This is a genomic window from Arthrobacter oryzae (assembly GCF_031454875.1).
In the GTDB taxonomy this organism is placed as follows: domain Bacteria; phylum Actinomycetota; class Actinomycetes; order Actinomycetales; family Micrococcaceae; genus Arthrobacter; species Arthrobacter oryzae_D.
Map to the genome: position 1 here is coordinate 120,623 of NZ_JAVDRQ010000011.1, position 15,191 is coordinate 135,813.

Sequence of the window (15,191 nt, forward strand, 5' to 3'; positions counted from 1 at the left end):
GTTGCCCGTCTCTTCCGCCGTAGCAGCAGTCAGCGACGTGGTGCCGGTGGGTTGAGCGCGCTTCGGCATCGAGCCTGTGCCGCACACACTGACGGTCGGCCTAGATTAGGCAAAATCCCACGACGAATAGGACTGGCCGGGGAAGTGCGGAACTCCCAGTGTTCGGCTCGCAAGGCCGATCACTTGCGGTGCACGTGGTGACCAAACCCCACGGATCTGACGGCTGGCAGATTGTCCAAAGTTCTCTGGACAATTAGGTTGCGGAGTCTTCACCGATGCGACCTCGACTAATTTGGTCCTGGCCCAAGAGTCTCTCGTTGGAACACCGGATGGCCAAGCAATGGCTCCTCTGTGTCAGATTAGGGTCCAAGACTGCAGAGGCGGTCTGTCAGAAGATAGCTATGTGAGCTCTATCCTGATGCTTTCGCCCCTTCGTCCTGACGCCAGGTTGGGGTGTGCTCCACCCTGACGGTTACTCGGATGACGTCAGCTGCAGTCCGCGCGGCTGTAGCCCAAGGGCTGTTCGTCGCGGTCCTCATGACGAACCTGGCAGATAAGAGAGGGGCGGGCACTATTGACTGCCCCTCTTCGCTCTTCAACCGGGACGGTGCGGGACTACCGGAAGTTTCCTTGGTGGGCCCGGTGGTCGGACGTCGAATGGCTACTTTGGCTGCTCATCCGGAAGTGCCCGGGAATGCTCCAATAAGTCCGCGTTCCATGGGCGGTGACCGCGATGGAAGGTCACTCCCTCGGGCAGCCCGCTGATGGACGTTGCGGTCCGTGAAATGTCGATAGTGAGGCGAGCGTCGCCGAGAGGTACATTGCTGATGTGCACGTCTCCCACGGTCTCGGGGAGCGCAGGATCCATCCATACACGGCCTCGGGAAACGTGCACGTCGTATCGCATCAGGCTCCTCCACAACATAATCGGCGTGGCGGCGGCCCAGGCCTGAGGCGAACATGCGGTGGGATAGGGCACCGGGCGGGAATACCGTTCCCGCGGGAAGCCGCAAAATAGTTCGGGCAGTCGACCGTTAGAGTGTTCTGCTGCGTCCATTATCGCCATGGTGATCTGTTGTGCCTCCGCTGTAAAGCCGTAGCGAATTAGTCCAGCGGAAATAATGGCGTTGTCGTGTGGCCACACTGACCCGTTGTGGTAGCTCACCGGGTTGTAGGCGCCCATATGGCTGGCCAACGTCCGGATGCCCCATCCGCTGAACATTTCCGGGGACATGAGTCGTTCCGCCACTAGCGGGGCCTTGTCTTCATCTACGATGCCGGACCACAAACATTGACCCATATTGGATGTGCATGCGTCCACTGGCCGCTTCTTGCCGTCCAACGCGACAGCGTAGTATCCACGCTCGGGCAGCCAGAACTGCTCGTTGAACTGCTTCTTCAATCGTTTTGCTCGTTCGGTGAGCTCGGTAGCGAGGGAAGTTTGGCCGGCGTCGGCTGCCATCCATGCCCGCGCTATGTAGGCGTCGTAGACGTAGGCCTGCACTTCGCACAATGCGATCGGTGGCACGGCCAGTGTGCCGTCGGCGAAGTTGATGCCGTCCCAGGAGTCTTTCCATCCTTGGTTGATCAGTCCTCGCTCATTTAGTCGCTGGTACTCCACGAACCCGTCGCCGTCTTTATCCCCGTAGTCCTGGATCCAAGCCAGTGCACGGTCCGCGTGGGGCAACAGCGCGGCGATGGTCTCGGCAGGAAAGCCCCAACGGCTGACTGAACCGAGGACACTTACGAACAGCGGGGTTGCATCGACGCTTCCGTAATAAGTAGGTTTGCCGCCTAGGGACAGTCCGCCGGAGACACCGAGCCTTACTTCGTGCAGGATCTTGCCCGGCTCCTCCTCGCTCAGGGGGTCCACCACTTTCCCCTGACGCTCCGCCAGTGTTTGCAAGGTGCCGAGAGCCAGCGAAGCGTCCACGGGCAGCGCCATTTCTGATGCCCAGAGGGAGTCCCTCCCGAACAGAGTCATGAACCAAGGTGCACCGGCCGCCACGACTACGCGCTCCGGATGTTCCGGATCCTCAATTCTTAGGGCCCCTAGATCATCGTAGCTGCGTTTCACGGTGCGTTCGATTGAGGTGTTTTCGACTTGCGGAACTGGAATTTTGTCAACCCATTCCTGTTTGCGTAGATCGCTCGGGGACAGGCCACCGGCTGTTGGATGATTGAAGTATGTTGCCATGTTTTGTTCATCAGGCACCGCCGTCAGCGTGGTCGTCCAGTGAGCTTGTGGTCCCAGAATTGCGCGGTAGGTGAGGGTCTCTTCCTGGATATCGGCGCCATGAGCCGTGATGGCGACTCCTTTGCGAACATTTTCCCAAACGGCACTTATTAGGAGTGAATCTTTCTTAGGGTGGCGGGTTGGGACCCAATATCGCTGGATCCGGGCCTCTTTTACTTCGAATAGGTCGGCGAAATCCGCCTCTGCTCTGAGCTGGATCACGCATTCCACGGGATTCAGTGAGAAATTCGAGACCGTTATTTGCTCCAGTATGCCGGCTCCTACTTCTCGCAGCCGTTCAACAATGAGCGGGCTGTCTGCATAGCCATCTGTGCGGGGAACTCTCCCTGCGAAGAGTGCCCTGTACGGCTCCTTGGTCTCGGCCGTTAAGGGCTCCACCGGTTGACCGTTAATCATCAGGCTCCAGCGGGAAAGGATGCGAGTGTCCTGGACGAACAGACCGTGAGGAAGGCCGGGGTTAATGTCTCCATTCGGCAAAGAGATACAGAAGGAAGAACCCTCTACCAAGGTGACGGCCCCCGGCCCTAGCGGTCCTGCCGCTGTATCAGCGTTCCATCCCGCCACGTTGGCTCCCATCAACAGGCTGGGCAGCGGCAACAGGGACGTACTCCGGTTGTCGCCCCCTCAAAATTTGATCGACTTCGTCTAAATCGACGCTACACCTGCCTGCCTTACGTCACCAGAGGATGTCTTTTCGAAAAGGTTTGACATGACGAAACGGGCAACCGAAGTCCAAAACTTTGGGAGCTGCTCAAAATCATTCCGAACCCCGACGCCCGCATCTTCAGCCAGTGCGCCCACTGGTCGCAGGTAGAGCCGGCCGAGGAATTCAACATCGTCATCAAGCAGTACCTTAACGCCCGCGGCGTCGGTCGCTGACGGAAGCCGGAAGGAGAGGACACACAGGCCCTCGCGTGCATGTCACACTGCCCTCTGCTAGCACGCCAACCCTGATCCAAAGGTCAAGGCACAGGTCAAGACAGCTTTCGCTCACCAAATGAGAACGGGAGAACGGCCGTCACAAGGTGCATTGCTCGGAACGTACCTGATCCGCGGCACCAAAGGGAGCGGAGGATGACAGCATGCAACCTGCTTGACGGAGATGAAGTGAACGTTCCATATATGCTCATAGACATGGTTTTTCCCCGCCGCTGTGTGGGGAGAGGCCGAGGGTATCGCTGAGCTCTTCGAAACCTATTGTTGCCCGAAAGGTGTGCCAGCTTTCTCGAACCTGTTGGATCGAGGTGGACATTGCATTTTTTGGCTCCCGTTTTACGGACGCATATCCCTGGTAAGACGCCCCCTCACGTTCCGGGCAGCAGAATACTGCCCAAGCCCGGAGACCTCCGTTGCAAGGCGGTTTGTCGCCGCTTTTCTTTCGGACTATGCCCATTGGTAACGAATCCAAGCCTCATAGCCGCTGGCCCGCTCAAACATCGAGCGTGGAGTGGTTGCTTCGGCAGCGATCCATAGGATGGATCCGTCGGGCATCACTGCATCGACTAGGCCGTTTCGGACCTCTTTTCCGCTGCGGACTATACAGATCTCCTGCCCCAACAACGGAACCCAGTCTTCTTGGAACTGCAGAGACATCCCATTCTCCTTTCCTGACTTGATGAAGCCGCCCGGGTAATCCTGGCGACGTGCAGATGCGCCGCCAGGATTCCTGGTTTCTAGATGGGTCGCTTGGCCGAGATAGTGTTCTCAACGTCCTGCACCGTGGTGATTCCCGCGATGCTTCGATAGCAATGGAAGACATCGCCGGGGCGAGAGGATCAATGATCCCGCCTATCACCTGCCAGGCTACTTTGGCTTCGGAGCAGGTTCACAGCAGGTGTTCGAGGACTGCCCGCACGGCGGATTCTGTGCGTTCATCGGGGCACCTGCTGACGGGCTGGTCATCCTTCCGGAAAGCATCGAAGTGAACGAGGCTCTTGACGCCGGGAAAAACGCCGCGGCGGTTTCACAAACGTCGTAGTGGTGCCGGGGAAATAGGAGAACGAGTCATGGAACTCAATCGACAACGCACAGGCGTCATCGCGGTCCACTGCCAAGGTGACATTGTCTCTAAGGAAGGGGACTTCGCTCCCTTCTTCTTCGAAGAAGTCGAGCGGTGTCATCTAGAAGGTCTCCCGCATGCTCGGAGCTGCCCGCCACGCCGGAAAGCACTGTGGTGTACCACGAGGGTAGCCTTCAGCCCCGATCACAATTACCTCGTACCCAATCCCCGGCCGCTTATGGGGGGCGGAATGACCCCCAGGACTCCTAACGGCGTCTCCTTGCCTGCCACAGATGATCTCGGTCGATAGCCCTGAGTCGAGGGCCCGGCCCCGCACGAGTCGGGGCCGGGCCTGCTTCGCAACTGGGGGCCGGGGCTCAATCAGTCCCTGCCTAGCTCCTCGTCCCACCAGCCTTCCCAGGCGAATGAGCACATTTGTCCGCGCCTCGTATATCCTGCGGAATTTGGACGATTCACCAGGCTGCGGGGAGCAGAGAAGAGCCCGAGTGCGACAGCAGGCAGATGTCGCAGCCGATCGAGCATGAAGGTCACTTCCGGTGGTTCTTGATGAACAGGCTGACGTCCTCGTTGCCGATGAGGTCGGGAACGGTCCAGCCGTCGAGGTCGTACTCTGACATGCACTGCTCGGCGAAGCCTTTCATCGCGTCCGCGGTGCCGTTCGCTTCGGCGCCGAAGAACATCTCGGCCTTGACATTCTCGTGGTTGCCCGAGTAGTTGCGCTCGTAGAGCTCGTGCCGGCCGCCGAACTCGGTGCCGATCGAGTCCCACAGGAGCTTCATGAGCTTCACTCGGTCCACTGCCTCCACGCCGCCCGAGCCGCGCACGTACTTGTCGAGGTACGGGCGGATCTCGGGGGTCTTGAAGTCGAGTGCGCTCGAGTTGAGGTAAATGAGGCCTGAGGCGACATCCTGCTCGATGATCTCCTTGATCCGGGGGTACCCGATGGCCATGAACATGCGGTAGGCCATGCCGTAGTCGAGCTTGGGCAGCACGGTCCCGTTGGGGCCGGGGTCGGGGTTGTGGACCATGCCGTCGATGAGGGCCCGGAACATGTTGCGCCAGCCGAGCACCTCGCCGACGCGGGTCTGGACACCGCGGAAGTCCTTGGTCCCGGCCATCTCGAGGGCTTTCATGAGCAGGCCTGCGATGAAGTCGAGCTTCGTGGCGAGGCGGATGACGCCCTGGAACGTGAACCGGTTGATGAAGCCCGTCTGCGGGAAGAAGTTGTTGACCTTCTCGACGTCACCGTAGGCGAAGACGTTCTCCCAGGGGATGAGGACCTTGTCGAAGACGAAGACGGAGTCGTTCTCGTCGAAGCGGGAGGACAGGGGGTAGTCGAAGGGCGTTCCCATCACCGCAGCCTGGTGCGAGTAGGATGCGCGGGAGATCAGCTTCACGCCGGGCGCATCCATGGGCACGGTGCAGATGAGCGCGAATTCCTTCCGCTTGATCGGCAGACCGTAGTGGGCGATGAAGTTGTAGTTCGTGATCGCGGAGCCGGTTGCCACGACCTTGGCCCCCGAGACGATGAGGCCTGAGCCGGTTTCCTTCTCGACCTTCATGAACACGTCCCCGACCTGGTCAGGCGGGAGGTGACGGTCCACGGGCGGGTTGATGATCGCGTGGTTCCAGTACAGGACCTTCTCCTGCGATTCCTTGTACCAGCGCAGGGCGTTGTCCTTGAACGGCTCGTAGAAGTCGGGCATTCCGCCGAGGGTTCCGAGGAACGCGGCCTTGTAGTCGGGCGAGCGTCCGAGCCAGCCGTATGAGAGGCGGGCCCAGGTCTCGATCGACTCGCGGTCCTTCTTTAGGTCCTCGACGCTGCGGGCGGCGCGGAAGTAGCTCATGGTCTGCCCGCCGGAGCCTGTGTCCGTCGGGGCTAGGAGCTTCTCCTGCAGGCCGGGAGTGTGCAGGGCCTCGTAGAGGCGTGCGGCCATGCGGATCGAGTTCCGGAAGGCGGGGTGCGTCGTGACGTCCTTGACACGCTCGCCGTAAATCCACACCTCGCGGTCATCCTTGAGAGACTCGATGTACTCGTCGCCGGTCATGGGTTTGAGCGCGTTGGCCTGGGTGGTCCGCTCGCTCGTGGTGTTTGCAGGAACGTGGTTCGGCGCAGCCGTCTCGTCTATGAGATTGCTCATGGCTGGTCCTTTCTGGGCATTGTTGGGAAATGGGCTGGAACTGGAGAAGAAACGAAAGAAGTCGTCATCGGCTATACAGCGCCTTGAACGAGCGGGAACCGGCAAACCACCCTGAGTCGGGGCCGTCACCGGAGAGGTTCCAGGGCGCCCCGTCGATGAGCTCGCCCATGGCCCGGAACTTGCCGCCGTAGAATACGAGCGGCTCGGCGGTGAGGTCGTACTCGAGCGAGACAACCTCGCCGATCACGATGATGTGATCTCCACCGTCGTACACGTTCCACGGGCAGCACTCCAGGGTGCCGGCATTTCCGCACAGGACGGGGACTCCGCCGTCGAGCACCCATTCGGGGGCGCCCTGCATGGGCTTTCCCGCGAAGTGGAGGGCGACATCCTGCTGCGCGGCGGAGAGGATGTTGATCGCAAACGGCGCGCCGTCGAGGTACTGGGCGGCCTTGGAGCTGCGGGTAAGGGTCACCTGCGCGAGCGGGGGCTCGAGGGAGACGGCTGTGAAGGCGTTTACGGTCGCCCCGTGCGGGACGCCATCAGGAGTGCGGGTCGTGACGACCGTGACGCCCGTGGCGAAGGTGCCGAAGGTGTGCCGGAGTTCACGGCTGTCAATCGGTGCCGGGAGGTTGAGCTGCTCGGCTGTGCTGACCTGGGTCATCTTCTGCTCAGTCCTCGGGGTCGAGCCGGAAGTCGTAGGTCGTGACACGGCCGGGGCCGTCCTCGCGCTCGTGTACGTCGAGCATGAGCTCGGGCTTGACGGCAGAGGCGATGTCATCGGCGTTGTGCGGGTCTCCCGGGAAGTACAGCTGAGAGGTGACGAGCTGGTGGCCCGGGGCGGAGACCTTGAGGTGGATGTGGGCGGGCCGCCAGGCGTGCCAGCCGGCCGCGGCGATGAGCTGCCCGCATGCCCCGTCGGTGGGGATCTGGTACGGCGCCGGCTGGACCGTATTGACCTGGAAGCGGCCCTCGTCGTCGGCCAGGACTGTGCCGCGCAGGTTCCACTCGGGCAGGCCGGGGGCGAACTGGGAGTAGAAGCCCAGGTCGTCCGCGTGCCAGATCTCGATTTTGGCGTCCTTGAGCGGTTCGCCGTCGATGTTCGTGATCTGGCCCTGGAAGAGCAGCGGCGTCCCGGGCTCGTTCTCCCGCATGGGCAGGACAGCGGGCGTCTTCTGCGCCGGCGAGTCCGGCACGTAGTAGGGACCTTCGATTGTGCCCTTCGAGCCGTGCCGGTTTGCGTTCGCGACCTCCTCGACCGAGTGCTCGACCCACACGTCGAGGAAGAGCGGCCACTCGCCGTCCTCGCCGACCTTGATGAGCCACGCCTTAAGGGCGTTGTACTCGTCGTAGGTCACCTCCTCTTCGAGGACGGTGTCGTTGACGGCCTTGATGACCTTGCCCGCGAGGCGGGCGACGCGTTCCTGGCTCGAGGTCGCGCCGATCGTCTTGTTGGCCCGAAAGCGGGCGGTAGCTCCTGCTCCGGCCTCGGCGGCAGTGCCAGTGGTCTCTGAATGTGTGGCTGGGGTTTCAACGCTCATGGTGACTCCTGTGTCGTGTATCACGTTGGGATATGTCTACGTTAGGCCGATGCATTCTTCGGAGTGAAATACTCATTTCTCTGCGATTGAGACTTTCACGATATTTATCAATCAGCCCAGTCCGGCCCGGAGCTGGCGCTCGGGACCAGCGGTCCGATTCCTCATCGGGCAGGTTGTTGTGAGCTGCGATGCCCTCATGGGAAGCCGCCCAATGGGCGGGCGAGTAACTGCCACTTTCCCACCCACGGTGGGTTCTGGATGCTCCCAAACGCTTCATCGTCCCGGCCCTCGGTTCTACGGGTTTTCTATTTCCACAGTAGGCCGCCGGATTTATAGAGAGAAGTATCCATTTTCCCTTCATTGAGATTAAGGAGAGATAGGTCCGGGCGACGACGGCAGGTCACTTCCCGCCCGCCCACGTCATAGCGGCGCAGGAGGAGCCGCTTGGCGTTGACCCGAACCGCCTAAGCCCGACGAAAGGTCAAGGACCCAAGACGTATCATGGGGTCCGCAGGTTATCCCGCGACTGTTTGGGATGTGGCCTGCGCGATTGCCGAGGGGTGGTGGGCGAGCGGGGTGACGTGGATGTCCATGTAGGGGAAGAGCGGGAGGGCCGACAGGAGATCGTGCAGTTCGTCGTTGCTATCGACGTTGAACACCGAGTAGTTCGAATACTCCCCGACCACACGCCAGATATGGGACCATCTCCCGTCACGCTGGAGCGACTGGGAGTAAGCCTTCTCGCGCTCTTTAATCTCCTCGGCGAGGGTGGGGGACATCTCGGGCGGCAGATGGACGTCCATCCTGACCATGAACAGCACGGGGTCTCCTTCGAAGTCTTCTTAGGTGTCTTGGCGGTAGTGGGCGAGTTTGCCCTCGTCGATCTCGGCGCCCACGCCGGGGGCCTCGCGGACGCGGATAGCGCCGTCGCGGATCTCGATCGGCTCGGCGATGAGGTCGTCAGCCATGTCCAGGAAGTTCGAGAGCTCGCCGGCCCGGCGCTGGCTGGCCTCGTGCGAGGCGCCGAAGGTGACGGTGGCGAGGCTGCCGATCTGGGTGTCGATCTGGTTGCCCATGGTCACGTCGACGCCCAGGCCGGTGCACAGGCCCAGGATGTCCTGTGCTTGGGTGAAGCCGCTGCGGGCAGTTTTGATGCACACGGCCGTGCAGCCTCCGGAGATGAGCTCGCGGGCGACGTCCCCTGGCGTGGGGACGGACTCGTCGCCCACGATCGGGATGGGCGAGAGCCGAACGAGCCGGCGCCGACTCAGCGCCTCTCCGGCGTCGCAGGGCTCCTCGAGCATCGACAGGCCCATTTCCTCGGTGCGGCGCAGCACCTCCAGGGCTTCGTTCGCGCTCCAGCCGCGGTTGGCGTCGAGGTAAATCTCGGCCTCCTCGCCCAGACCCTCCCGCAGGACCCGGACCGCCTCGACGTCGAGGGAGAGCGGGCGGCGGCCTGTCTTGAGCTTGAACGTCGTCACGCCATGCTCCTCGCGGAAGCGCAAGGCCTCTTCGAGAAGTTCGGACGCGGGGCGGAATCCGAGCATGTGCGAGACCCGCATCTGTTCGGAGTAGCCGCCCAGGAGCTTGTGCACCGGGACGCCGAGGGACTTGCCGACCAGGTCCCACAGGGCGATGTCGATCGCGCCCTTCGCCGTCGGGTTGTTCACGGTCCGAGCCATGATTCGCTGCGCCTTCTCCCGGTCGAGCGGATCGAGGCCGACAAGCTGGGGCCCGAAAATCTCGCTTAGGACCGAGACGATCGATGCCTGCGTCTCCCCGTAGGTGTAAGGCCGGGGCGGGGTGTCAGCGATGCCGACCAGTCCGTCATCGGTGTGGATCCGGACCAGGACGTGATCAGCCGCATGCACCTCCCCGCTGGCAAAGCGCAGGGGGTGCGCGTACGGGATGGAGTACGGGATCGCTTCGATGCGCTCAATCTTCATTGGAGGCTTCCTTCAGGTGCGAGGAGCGGACGACGGCGGCAGGTCGCCCGCCGTGGCCGGGCTGCGGTTCGGGGACGGTGTCGAAGAGGTCGAGGAAACGGCGAACGAGCTGCGTCTCGCTGCCTACGCGCCAGCCGACGGCGAGATCGACGAGAGGCGCGTTCCGGATCGGGCGGAAGACGATGCCCTGGAACGTGAACATGCGCGATGTCATGGGCACGAGCGCGACGCCCATGCCGGCTGCGACGAGCGAGAGGAGCGTGGAAGTTTCCGCCGCTTCCTGCACGACGTTCGGGGTGAATCCCTCGTTCCGGCAGGCCTCTCGGAAGATACGGGTGACCACCGAGTCCGTCGGGTAGCCGACGAAGGCCTCGTCAGCGAGCTCTGCAAGATCGATCTGGGCATGCTCCGCCCACGGCGAGGCGGCCGGGAGCGCCGCGACCAGTCGATCCTGTTCGAGGAAGGCAAGCATAATCTCTGGCGAGTTCACGGGCGGGCGGAGGACGGCGACGTCGAGCCTGCCCTCCTCGAGGTCGGCGACCATCTGTGGCGTCAGCATCTCGCCGCGCACGGTGAGCTTGAGGCCCGGGAGCTCGCGCCGGACCTTTTGGACGAGAGCCGGCAGGAGACGGTAGGTTGCTGAGCCTGACAGGCCGATTCTGATCACACCTGCGGCGCCGGCCCCGACTTGGGCCACATCGGACTCGAGCTCGTCGAGGTCCTGGAGGATGTGCCGACCTCTGTCGAGCAGGAGCTCGCCGGCCGGCGTGAGCTCGACTTTGCGGGTGGTTCGCTCGAAGAGCAGGGTGCCCAGCTGCTCCTCGAGCTGCTTAATCTGCTGGGACAAGGGCGGCTGGGCCATGTGAAGGCGCTGGGCCGCGCGGCCGAAATGCTTCTCCTCCGCCACCGCGATGAAATAGCGCAGGTACCTCGTCTCCATCGCCCCTCCTGCCATCCAACCGGGCCCGTCTGATTCAAGACTACGTTGGCGGTTCAGTCGGGAGAAATATCCAATTCTCCTTCATTGAGATACAGGGCGTATCAATTCCGAGTGAGCGCGCTCTTCCCCCGTGGCATTGGCTTAGCATGTGGACATGTCCTTGCGCTTTGCGATCCTGACCTCCCTCTCCGAGCGAGCCTCCTCTGGGATCGAATTGACCCGTCGATTCGACCGCTCCATCGGCTACTTCTGGAGCGCGACCCATCAGCAGATCTATCGCGAGATCGGTCAGCTTACCGCCGAGGGACTGGTGGTCGCCAACAACAGGACGCAGCCGGTCGGCCGGGGAACCCCGCGGGAGTTGAGCATTACTTCCCGCGGAATTGAGGCGCTCGGGGACTGGCTCGCTGAGATCGATGAGCCGACTGCACCGCGCGAGGCGATCATGATTCGCGTTCGGGCCGCGGCTGCAACAGGCGAGCTTGCGGGCCTGCGTCCGGTGATTGAACATCATCTCGCCGTGCATGAGGCAACGCTCGCCGCCTACCAGGAGATTGAGCGCCGTGACTTCGAAGTCCTCCCGGACCTCCGGCTCCGACTGGGGCACCTAGTGCTACGCGGTGGGCTCCTCCTCGAGCAGGCGTGGGCTGAGTGGTGCCGCGAGGCCTTAAGCGTGCTCGACGCGATCGAGGATAGCGCGAGCACGTCGAGCAGTCATTAGGACTGTCCACTCCAAGCGAGGGGTGACAGGACAGGCGTAGTGGCGCAGGCTTCCTGGTATTCGGTCCTGAGTTGGGCGATGAGGTCGGCCGTGCTCTGGATAGAGCGGATCGTGCCAATTCCCTGCCCCGAGCCCCAGATATCCCGCCAGGCCTTAGCATCCGTCCCACTCTGGCCGAAGTCCATGGCGGATGGGTCTGATGTGGGGAGGTTGTCGGGGTCGAGCCCGGCCGCCACGATGCTGCCGCGCAGGTAGTTGCCATGGACGCCAGTGAACAGGTTGCTGTAGACGATGTCAGCTGCAGTGCTGTTGACGATCATCTCCTTGTAGCCCGGAACGACATTGGCCTCGTGCGTGGAAAGGAACGCCGAGCCGACATACGCGAGGTCCGCCCCGAGTACCTGGGCTGCGAGAATCGACCGTCCGTTAGCGATTGACCCGGAGAGCAGCAAAGGTCCGTTGAACCACTCCCTGATCTCCTGTACGAGGCTGAAGGGGGAGAGGGTACCCGCATGGCCCCCTGCGCCTGTGGCGACGGCGATGATGCCGTCGGCCCCCTTATCGATTGCCTTATGCGCGAAGGCATTGTTGACGACGTCGTGCAGCACGAGACCGCCATACGAGTGCACTGCCTCATTAATCTCCGGGACTGCGCCAAGTGAAGTAATCACGATCGGGACCCGGTGCTCCACGATCACCGCCATGTCGTCCTCGAGCCTGGAGTTCGAGCGATGCACGATCTGGTTCACCGCGAAGGGTGCAACAGGTGTGCCCGGGTTGGCTTCAGCGAAAGCGTCGTTGGACTCCTGGATCTGTTGGAGCCAGTCGCGGAGCAGGCTCTGCGGGCGTGCGTTGAGCGCGGGGAATGAACCGATCACACCGGCTTGGCATTGGGCGGCGACCAACTCTGGGCCCGACGCGATGAACATCGGTGAGGCAACGACAGGCAGTGTCAGAGAGGCGAGAATCTCAGCGGGCAGCGGCATTTTGCTCCTTGATATGCGATGAGCCATGTGAGGCATTGGCCCAGCGGGTCTTGCGCGACCTAGCGTTCATGCAATATGTTGCATAGAAATATGTTGCACAGAAGTCGGGCGCTTGTCTATGGCCCGTGAACTAATGAAGGAGAGCTTCGATGCCCGAAGCCGTGATCGCCGCCATCGCGCGGTCCCCGATCGGACGAGCGAACAAGGGCTCTCTAGTCGACATGCGGGCCGATGACCTTGCAGTCCAGATGGTGCAGGCAGCCCTGGCTCAGGTGCCGCAGCTCGACCCAACGGAGATCGACGACCTGCTCCTTGGGTGCGGTCAGCCCGCGGGTGAGGCCGGTTACAACATGGCGCGCATTGTCGCCGTACTAGCCGGCCTGGACCCCGTTCCCGGTGTCACGGTGAACCGCTACTGCGCTTCAAGTCTGCAGACAACACGCATGGCCTTTCATGCGATCCGTGCTGGCGAGGGACACGCGTTCGTGTCCGCGGGAGTTGAGACGGTGAGCAGATTCGGGAAAGGGACCGCAGACTTCCTTCCCGGCACCTACAATCCGCAGTTTGACGATGCCGTTGCCCGCACAAGTCGACGGGCCAAAGGCGGAGGCGATCGTTGGGAGGACCCGCGGGACTCCGGCGCTCTGCCTGACGCCTACATCGATATGGGGCAGACGGCTGAGAATGTGGCCGAACTGATGGGAATCTCCCGGGAGCAGCAGGACGCCTTCGCAGTCCTCAGCCAGAATCGTGCCGAACGTGCGATTGCAGAAGGGTTCTTTGCGCGGGAAATCACGCCTGTCCACCTCCCCGATGATCGCACCATCGACAGTGACGATGGGCCGCGTCCAGGGACGACGCACGATGCACTCGAGCAGCTTCAGCCGGTCTTCCGTCCAGACGGAACGGTCACGGCAGGGAACGCCTGCCCCCTCAACGACGGCGCGGCGGCCCTCGTTGTGATGTCGGACGTCCGGGCGAAGGAACTCGGGGTCGAGCCTCTGGCCCGCATTGTCTCGACGAGCGTGAGCGGACTCTCGCCCGAGGTGATGGGCCTGGGTCCTGTCGAGGCGACACGAGGGGCACTCAAGAACGCCGGTCTAGGCGTTGGCGACATTGACCTGTTCGAGATCAATGAAGCGTTCGCCGTCCAGGTGGTGGCCTCGGCTCGCACCCTCGGAATCGACGAAGAACGGCTCAACGTCTCCGGGGGCGCTATCGCCCTCGGGCATCCGTTTGGAATGACGGGCGCCCGAATCACAGCGACGCTCCTGAACAACCTCCGGACGCGCGACGCCCAGTTCGGGCTAGAGACGATGTGCGTTGGGGGCGGACAGGGCATGGCGATGGTCATCGAGCGCCTCAGTTGATCAAGCAATCAAAGATAAGGAACTTTCGGAAGTGAACCAGAATAAACCAGTCGCCGTTGTGACAGGCGGAGCGCGGGGAATCGGCGAAGCGGTGGCTAGACGCCTCGCTCACGAGGGCTTCGCGGTAGCCGTCCTCGACCTCGACGCCGAGGCAGCCGAACCCGTCGTCGCAGCCATCCGTGAAACTGGACAAAGTGCCGTTGCCGTCGGAGTCGATGTTACGGACGAAGTTTCAGTGGAAGCTGCCATTGCACAAGTCGAGAAGGAACTCGGACCGCCAATCGTCCTCGTTAATAACGCGGGAATCACCCGGGACGATCTGCTCCACAAGCTCAACGCCGAGAGCTGGGACACCGTCCTGGCCGTGCATCTGCGTGGCGCGTTCCTGGTCAGCCGAGCGGTGCAGCGTCACATGACAACCGCAAGATGGGGACGAATTGTCAATCTCTCCAGTGTCTCCGCCCTCGGCAACCGCGGCCAGGCGAACTATTCAGCCGCGAAGGCCGGGATCCAGGGCTTCACCAAGACTCTTGCCTTGGAACTCGGCCGGTTCGGTGTGACCGTCAACGCGGTCGCACCGGGATTCATCGTCACCGACATGACGCGCGCCACGGCGGAACGCGTCGGGCTGACCTTCGACGAATTCACAGAACGTGCTATTCGCGAAGTCCCCGTACAGCGGGCCGGCCAGCCAGAGGACGTCGCAAGTGCCGTCGCATACTTCGTCCGTGAGGACGCGTCCTATGTGTCCGGCCAGGTGCTGTACGTCGCCGGAGGGCCGCGGAGCTGACATGGAGACGAAGAGTCTGCGCGGTATTGATGAGCTCGATGGCCTCGTCGGGCAGAGCCTGGGTGAAGGCGACTGGCATGTCATCACCCAAGAGATGATTGACCGATTCGCCGAAGCGACGGGCGACCACCAGTGGATCCACGTCGATCCGAAGCGTGCCGAAGACGGACCGTTTGGCGGAACGATTGCGCACGGGTTCCTCACCCTCTCTCTCGTGCCTGTCATCCTTCAGGAAACAGTGCACATTGACGGCATTTCGATGCTTGTCAACTATGGATGCAATCGAGTGCGCTTTCCAGCACCGGTTCCCGTCGGCTCTCGCTTGCGTGGTTCGGTCAAGCTCGGTTCCGTCGAACGCAATGCGAAGGGGGCGCAGGCAGTCTTCCACGTCACTATTGCCGCAGAAGGCATCGAGAAGCCGGTTTGCTCCGCGGAGTTCGTCAGCCTCCTCTTCGCATGACGCGGGGGAAGCGCAAGTT

13 protein-coding genes are annotated in these 15,191 nt (G+C 62.2%); 4 read left to right on the forward strand and 9 right to left on the reverse strand.

Annotation, left to right across the window (positions count from 1 at the left end):
• Positions 1–661: 661 nt before the first annotated feature.
• The 8 genes from J2805_RS18990 to J2805_RS19025 form a co-directional block, all read right to left on the reverse strand.
• Positions 662–2,821, reverse strand: a complete 2,160-nt coding sequence (locus J2805_RS18990; protein ID WP_309979029.1) for an amylo-alpha-1,6-glucosidase — start codon at positions 2,819–2,821, stop codon at positions 662–664.
• Between the two features lie 819 nt (positions 2,822–3,640).
• Complete coding sequence (locus tag J2805_RS18995; protein ID WP_309979032.1) at positions 3,641–3,850, reverse strand: hypothetical protein; 210 nt, start codon at positions 3,848–3,850, stop codon at positions 3,641–3,643.
• A gap of 954 nt (positions 3,851–4,804) precedes the next feature.
• A complete protein-coding gene (locus J2805_RS19000) occupies positions 4,805–6,418 on the reverse strand; it encodes a 4-hydroxyphenylacetate 3-hydroxylase family protein (protein WP_309979034.1) in 1,614 nt (537 codons plus the stop codon).
• A gap of 64 nt (positions 6,419–6,482) precedes the next feature.
• Entirely contained in the window at positions 6,483–7,082 is a 600-nt protein-coding gene (locus J2805_RS19005) for a flavin reductase family protein (protein ID WP_309979036.1), read from the reverse strand.
• Positions 7,083–7,089: 7 nt separating this feature from the next.
• Entirely contained in the window at positions 7,090–7,959 is an 870-nt protein-coding gene (catA, locus tag J2805_RS19010; RefSeq protein ID WP_309979038.1) for a catechol 1,2-dioxygenase, read from the reverse strand.
• Between the two features lie 515 nt (positions 7,960–8,474).
• The gene (gene catC, locus J2805_RS19015) at positions 8,475–8,780 is read right to left on the reverse strand and encodes a muconolactone Delta-isomerase (RefSeq protein ID WP_309979041.1); all 306 of its coding nucleotides are present in this window, start codon (positions 8,778–8,780) and stop codon (positions 8,475–8,477) included.
• A gap of 21 nt (positions 8,781–8,801) precedes the next feature.
• Positions 8,802–9,905 carry a mandelate racemase/muconate lactonizing enzyme family protein gene (locus tag J2805_RS19020; RefSeq protein ID WP_309979043.1) on the reverse strand — a complete coding sequence of 368 codons (1,104 nt, stop codon included), beginning with the start codon at positions 9,903–9,905 and terminating at the stop codon, positions 8,802–8,804.
• A complete protein-coding gene (locus J2805_RS19025) occupies positions 9,895–10,845 on the reverse strand; it encodes a LysR substrate-binding domain-containing protein (protein WP_309979045.1) in 951 nt (316 codons plus the stop codon). Before J2805_RS19025 ends, J2805_RS19020 begins: the two co-directional genes overlap by 11 nt.
• Positions 10,846–10,999: 154 nt before the next feature.
• Between J2805_RS19025 and J2805_RS19030 the strand changes: the two genes are divergently transcribed.
• A complete protein-coding gene (locus tag J2805_RS19030; protein WP_309979047.1) occupies positions 11,000–11,566 on the forward strand; it encodes a PadR family transcriptional regulator in 567 nt (188 codons plus the stop codon).
• Here J2805_RS19030 and J2805_RS19035 read toward each other — a convergent pair.
• Positions 11,563–12,552: an NAD(P)H-dependent flavin oxidoreductase gene (locus J2805_RS19035; RefSeq protein WP_309979049.1), complete on the reverse strand. Its 990-nt coding sequence runs from the start codon at positions 12,550–12,552 to the stop codon at positions 11,563–11,565. The genes J2805_RS19030 and J2805_RS19035 overlap by 4 nt on opposite strands.
• Before the next feature lie 149 nt (positions 12,553–12,701).
• Here J2805_RS19035 and J2805_RS19040 point away from each other — a divergent pair, with 149 nt between their 5' ends.
• The 3 genes from J2805_RS19040 to J2805_RS19050 are packed head-to-tail and all read left to right on the forward strand — an operon-like array spanning position 12,702 to position 15,172.
• Positions 12,702–13,922 carry an acetyl-CoA C-acetyltransferase gene (locus J2805_RS19040; protein ID WP_309979050.1) on the forward strand — a complete coding sequence of 407 codons (1,221 nt, stop codon included), beginning with the start codon at positions 12,702–12,704 and terminating at the stop codon, positions 13,920–13,922.
• Positions 13,923–13,953: 31 nt separating this feature from the next.
• Positions 13,954–14,712 (forward strand): 3-oxoacyl-ACP reductase FabG, encoded by a 759-nt coding sequence (gene fabG / locus J2805_RS19045; RefSeq protein ID WP_309979053.1) that lies wholly within the window; start codon positions 13,954–13,956, stop codon positions 14,710–14,712.
• A 1-nt stretch (position 14,713) separates the two neighbouring features.
• The gene (locus J2805_RS19050; RefSeq protein ID WP_309979055.1) at positions 14,714–15,172 is read left to right on the forward strand and encodes a MaoC family dehydratase; all 459 of its coding nucleotides are present in this window, start codon (positions 14,714–14,716) and stop codon (positions 15,170–15,172) included.
• The last annotated feature ends 19 nt before the right edge of the window (positions 15,173–15,191 follow it).

What these genes read in the sequence shown, in the direction of transcription:
- catA (WP_309979038.1), bottom strand. Translation starts at nt 7,959, where the DNA reads ATGAGCGTTGAAACCCCAGCCACACATTCAGAGACCACTGGCACTGCC.
- J2805_RS19035 (WP_309979049.1), bottom strand. Translation starts at nt 12,552, where the DNA reads ATGCCGCTGCCCGCTGAGATTCTCGCCTCTCTGACACTGCCTGTCGTT.
- J2805_RS19025 (WP_309979045.1), bottom strand. Translation starts at nt 10,845, where the DNA reads ATGGAGACGAGGTACCTGCGCTATTTCATCGCGGTGGCGGAGGAGAAG.
- J2805_RS18995 (WP_309979032.1), bottom strand. Translation starts at nt 3,850, where the DNA reads ATGTCTCTGCAGTTCCAAGAAGACTGGGTTCCGTTGTTGGGGCAGGAG.
- J2805_RS19050 (WP_309979055.1), top strand. Translation starts at nt 14,714, where the DNA reads ATGGAGACGAAGAGTCTGCGCGGTATTGATGAGCTCGATGGCCTCGTC.
- J2805_RS19000 (WP_309979034.1), bottom strand. Translation starts at nt 6,418, where the DNA reads ATGAGCAATCTCATAGACGAGACGGCTGCGCCGAACCACGTTCCTGCA.
- J2805_RS19020 (WP_309979043.1), bottom strand. Translation starts at nt 9,905, where the DNA reads ATGAAGATTGAGCGCATCGAAGCGATCCCGTACTCCATCCCGTACGCG.
- J2805_RS19040 (WP_309979050.1), top strand. Translation starts at nt 12,702, where the DNA reads ATGCCCGAAGCCGTGATCGCCGCCATCGCGCGGTCCCCGATCGGACGA.
- J2805_RS19005 (WP_309979036.1), bottom strand. Translation starts at nt 7,082, where the DNA reads ATGACCCAGGTCAGCACAGCCGAGCAGCTCAACCTCCCGGCACCGATT.
- J2805_RS19030 (WP_309979047.1), top strand. Translation starts at nt 11,000, where the DNA reads ATGTCCTTGCGCTTTGCGATCCTGACCTCCCTCTCCGAGCGAGCCTCC.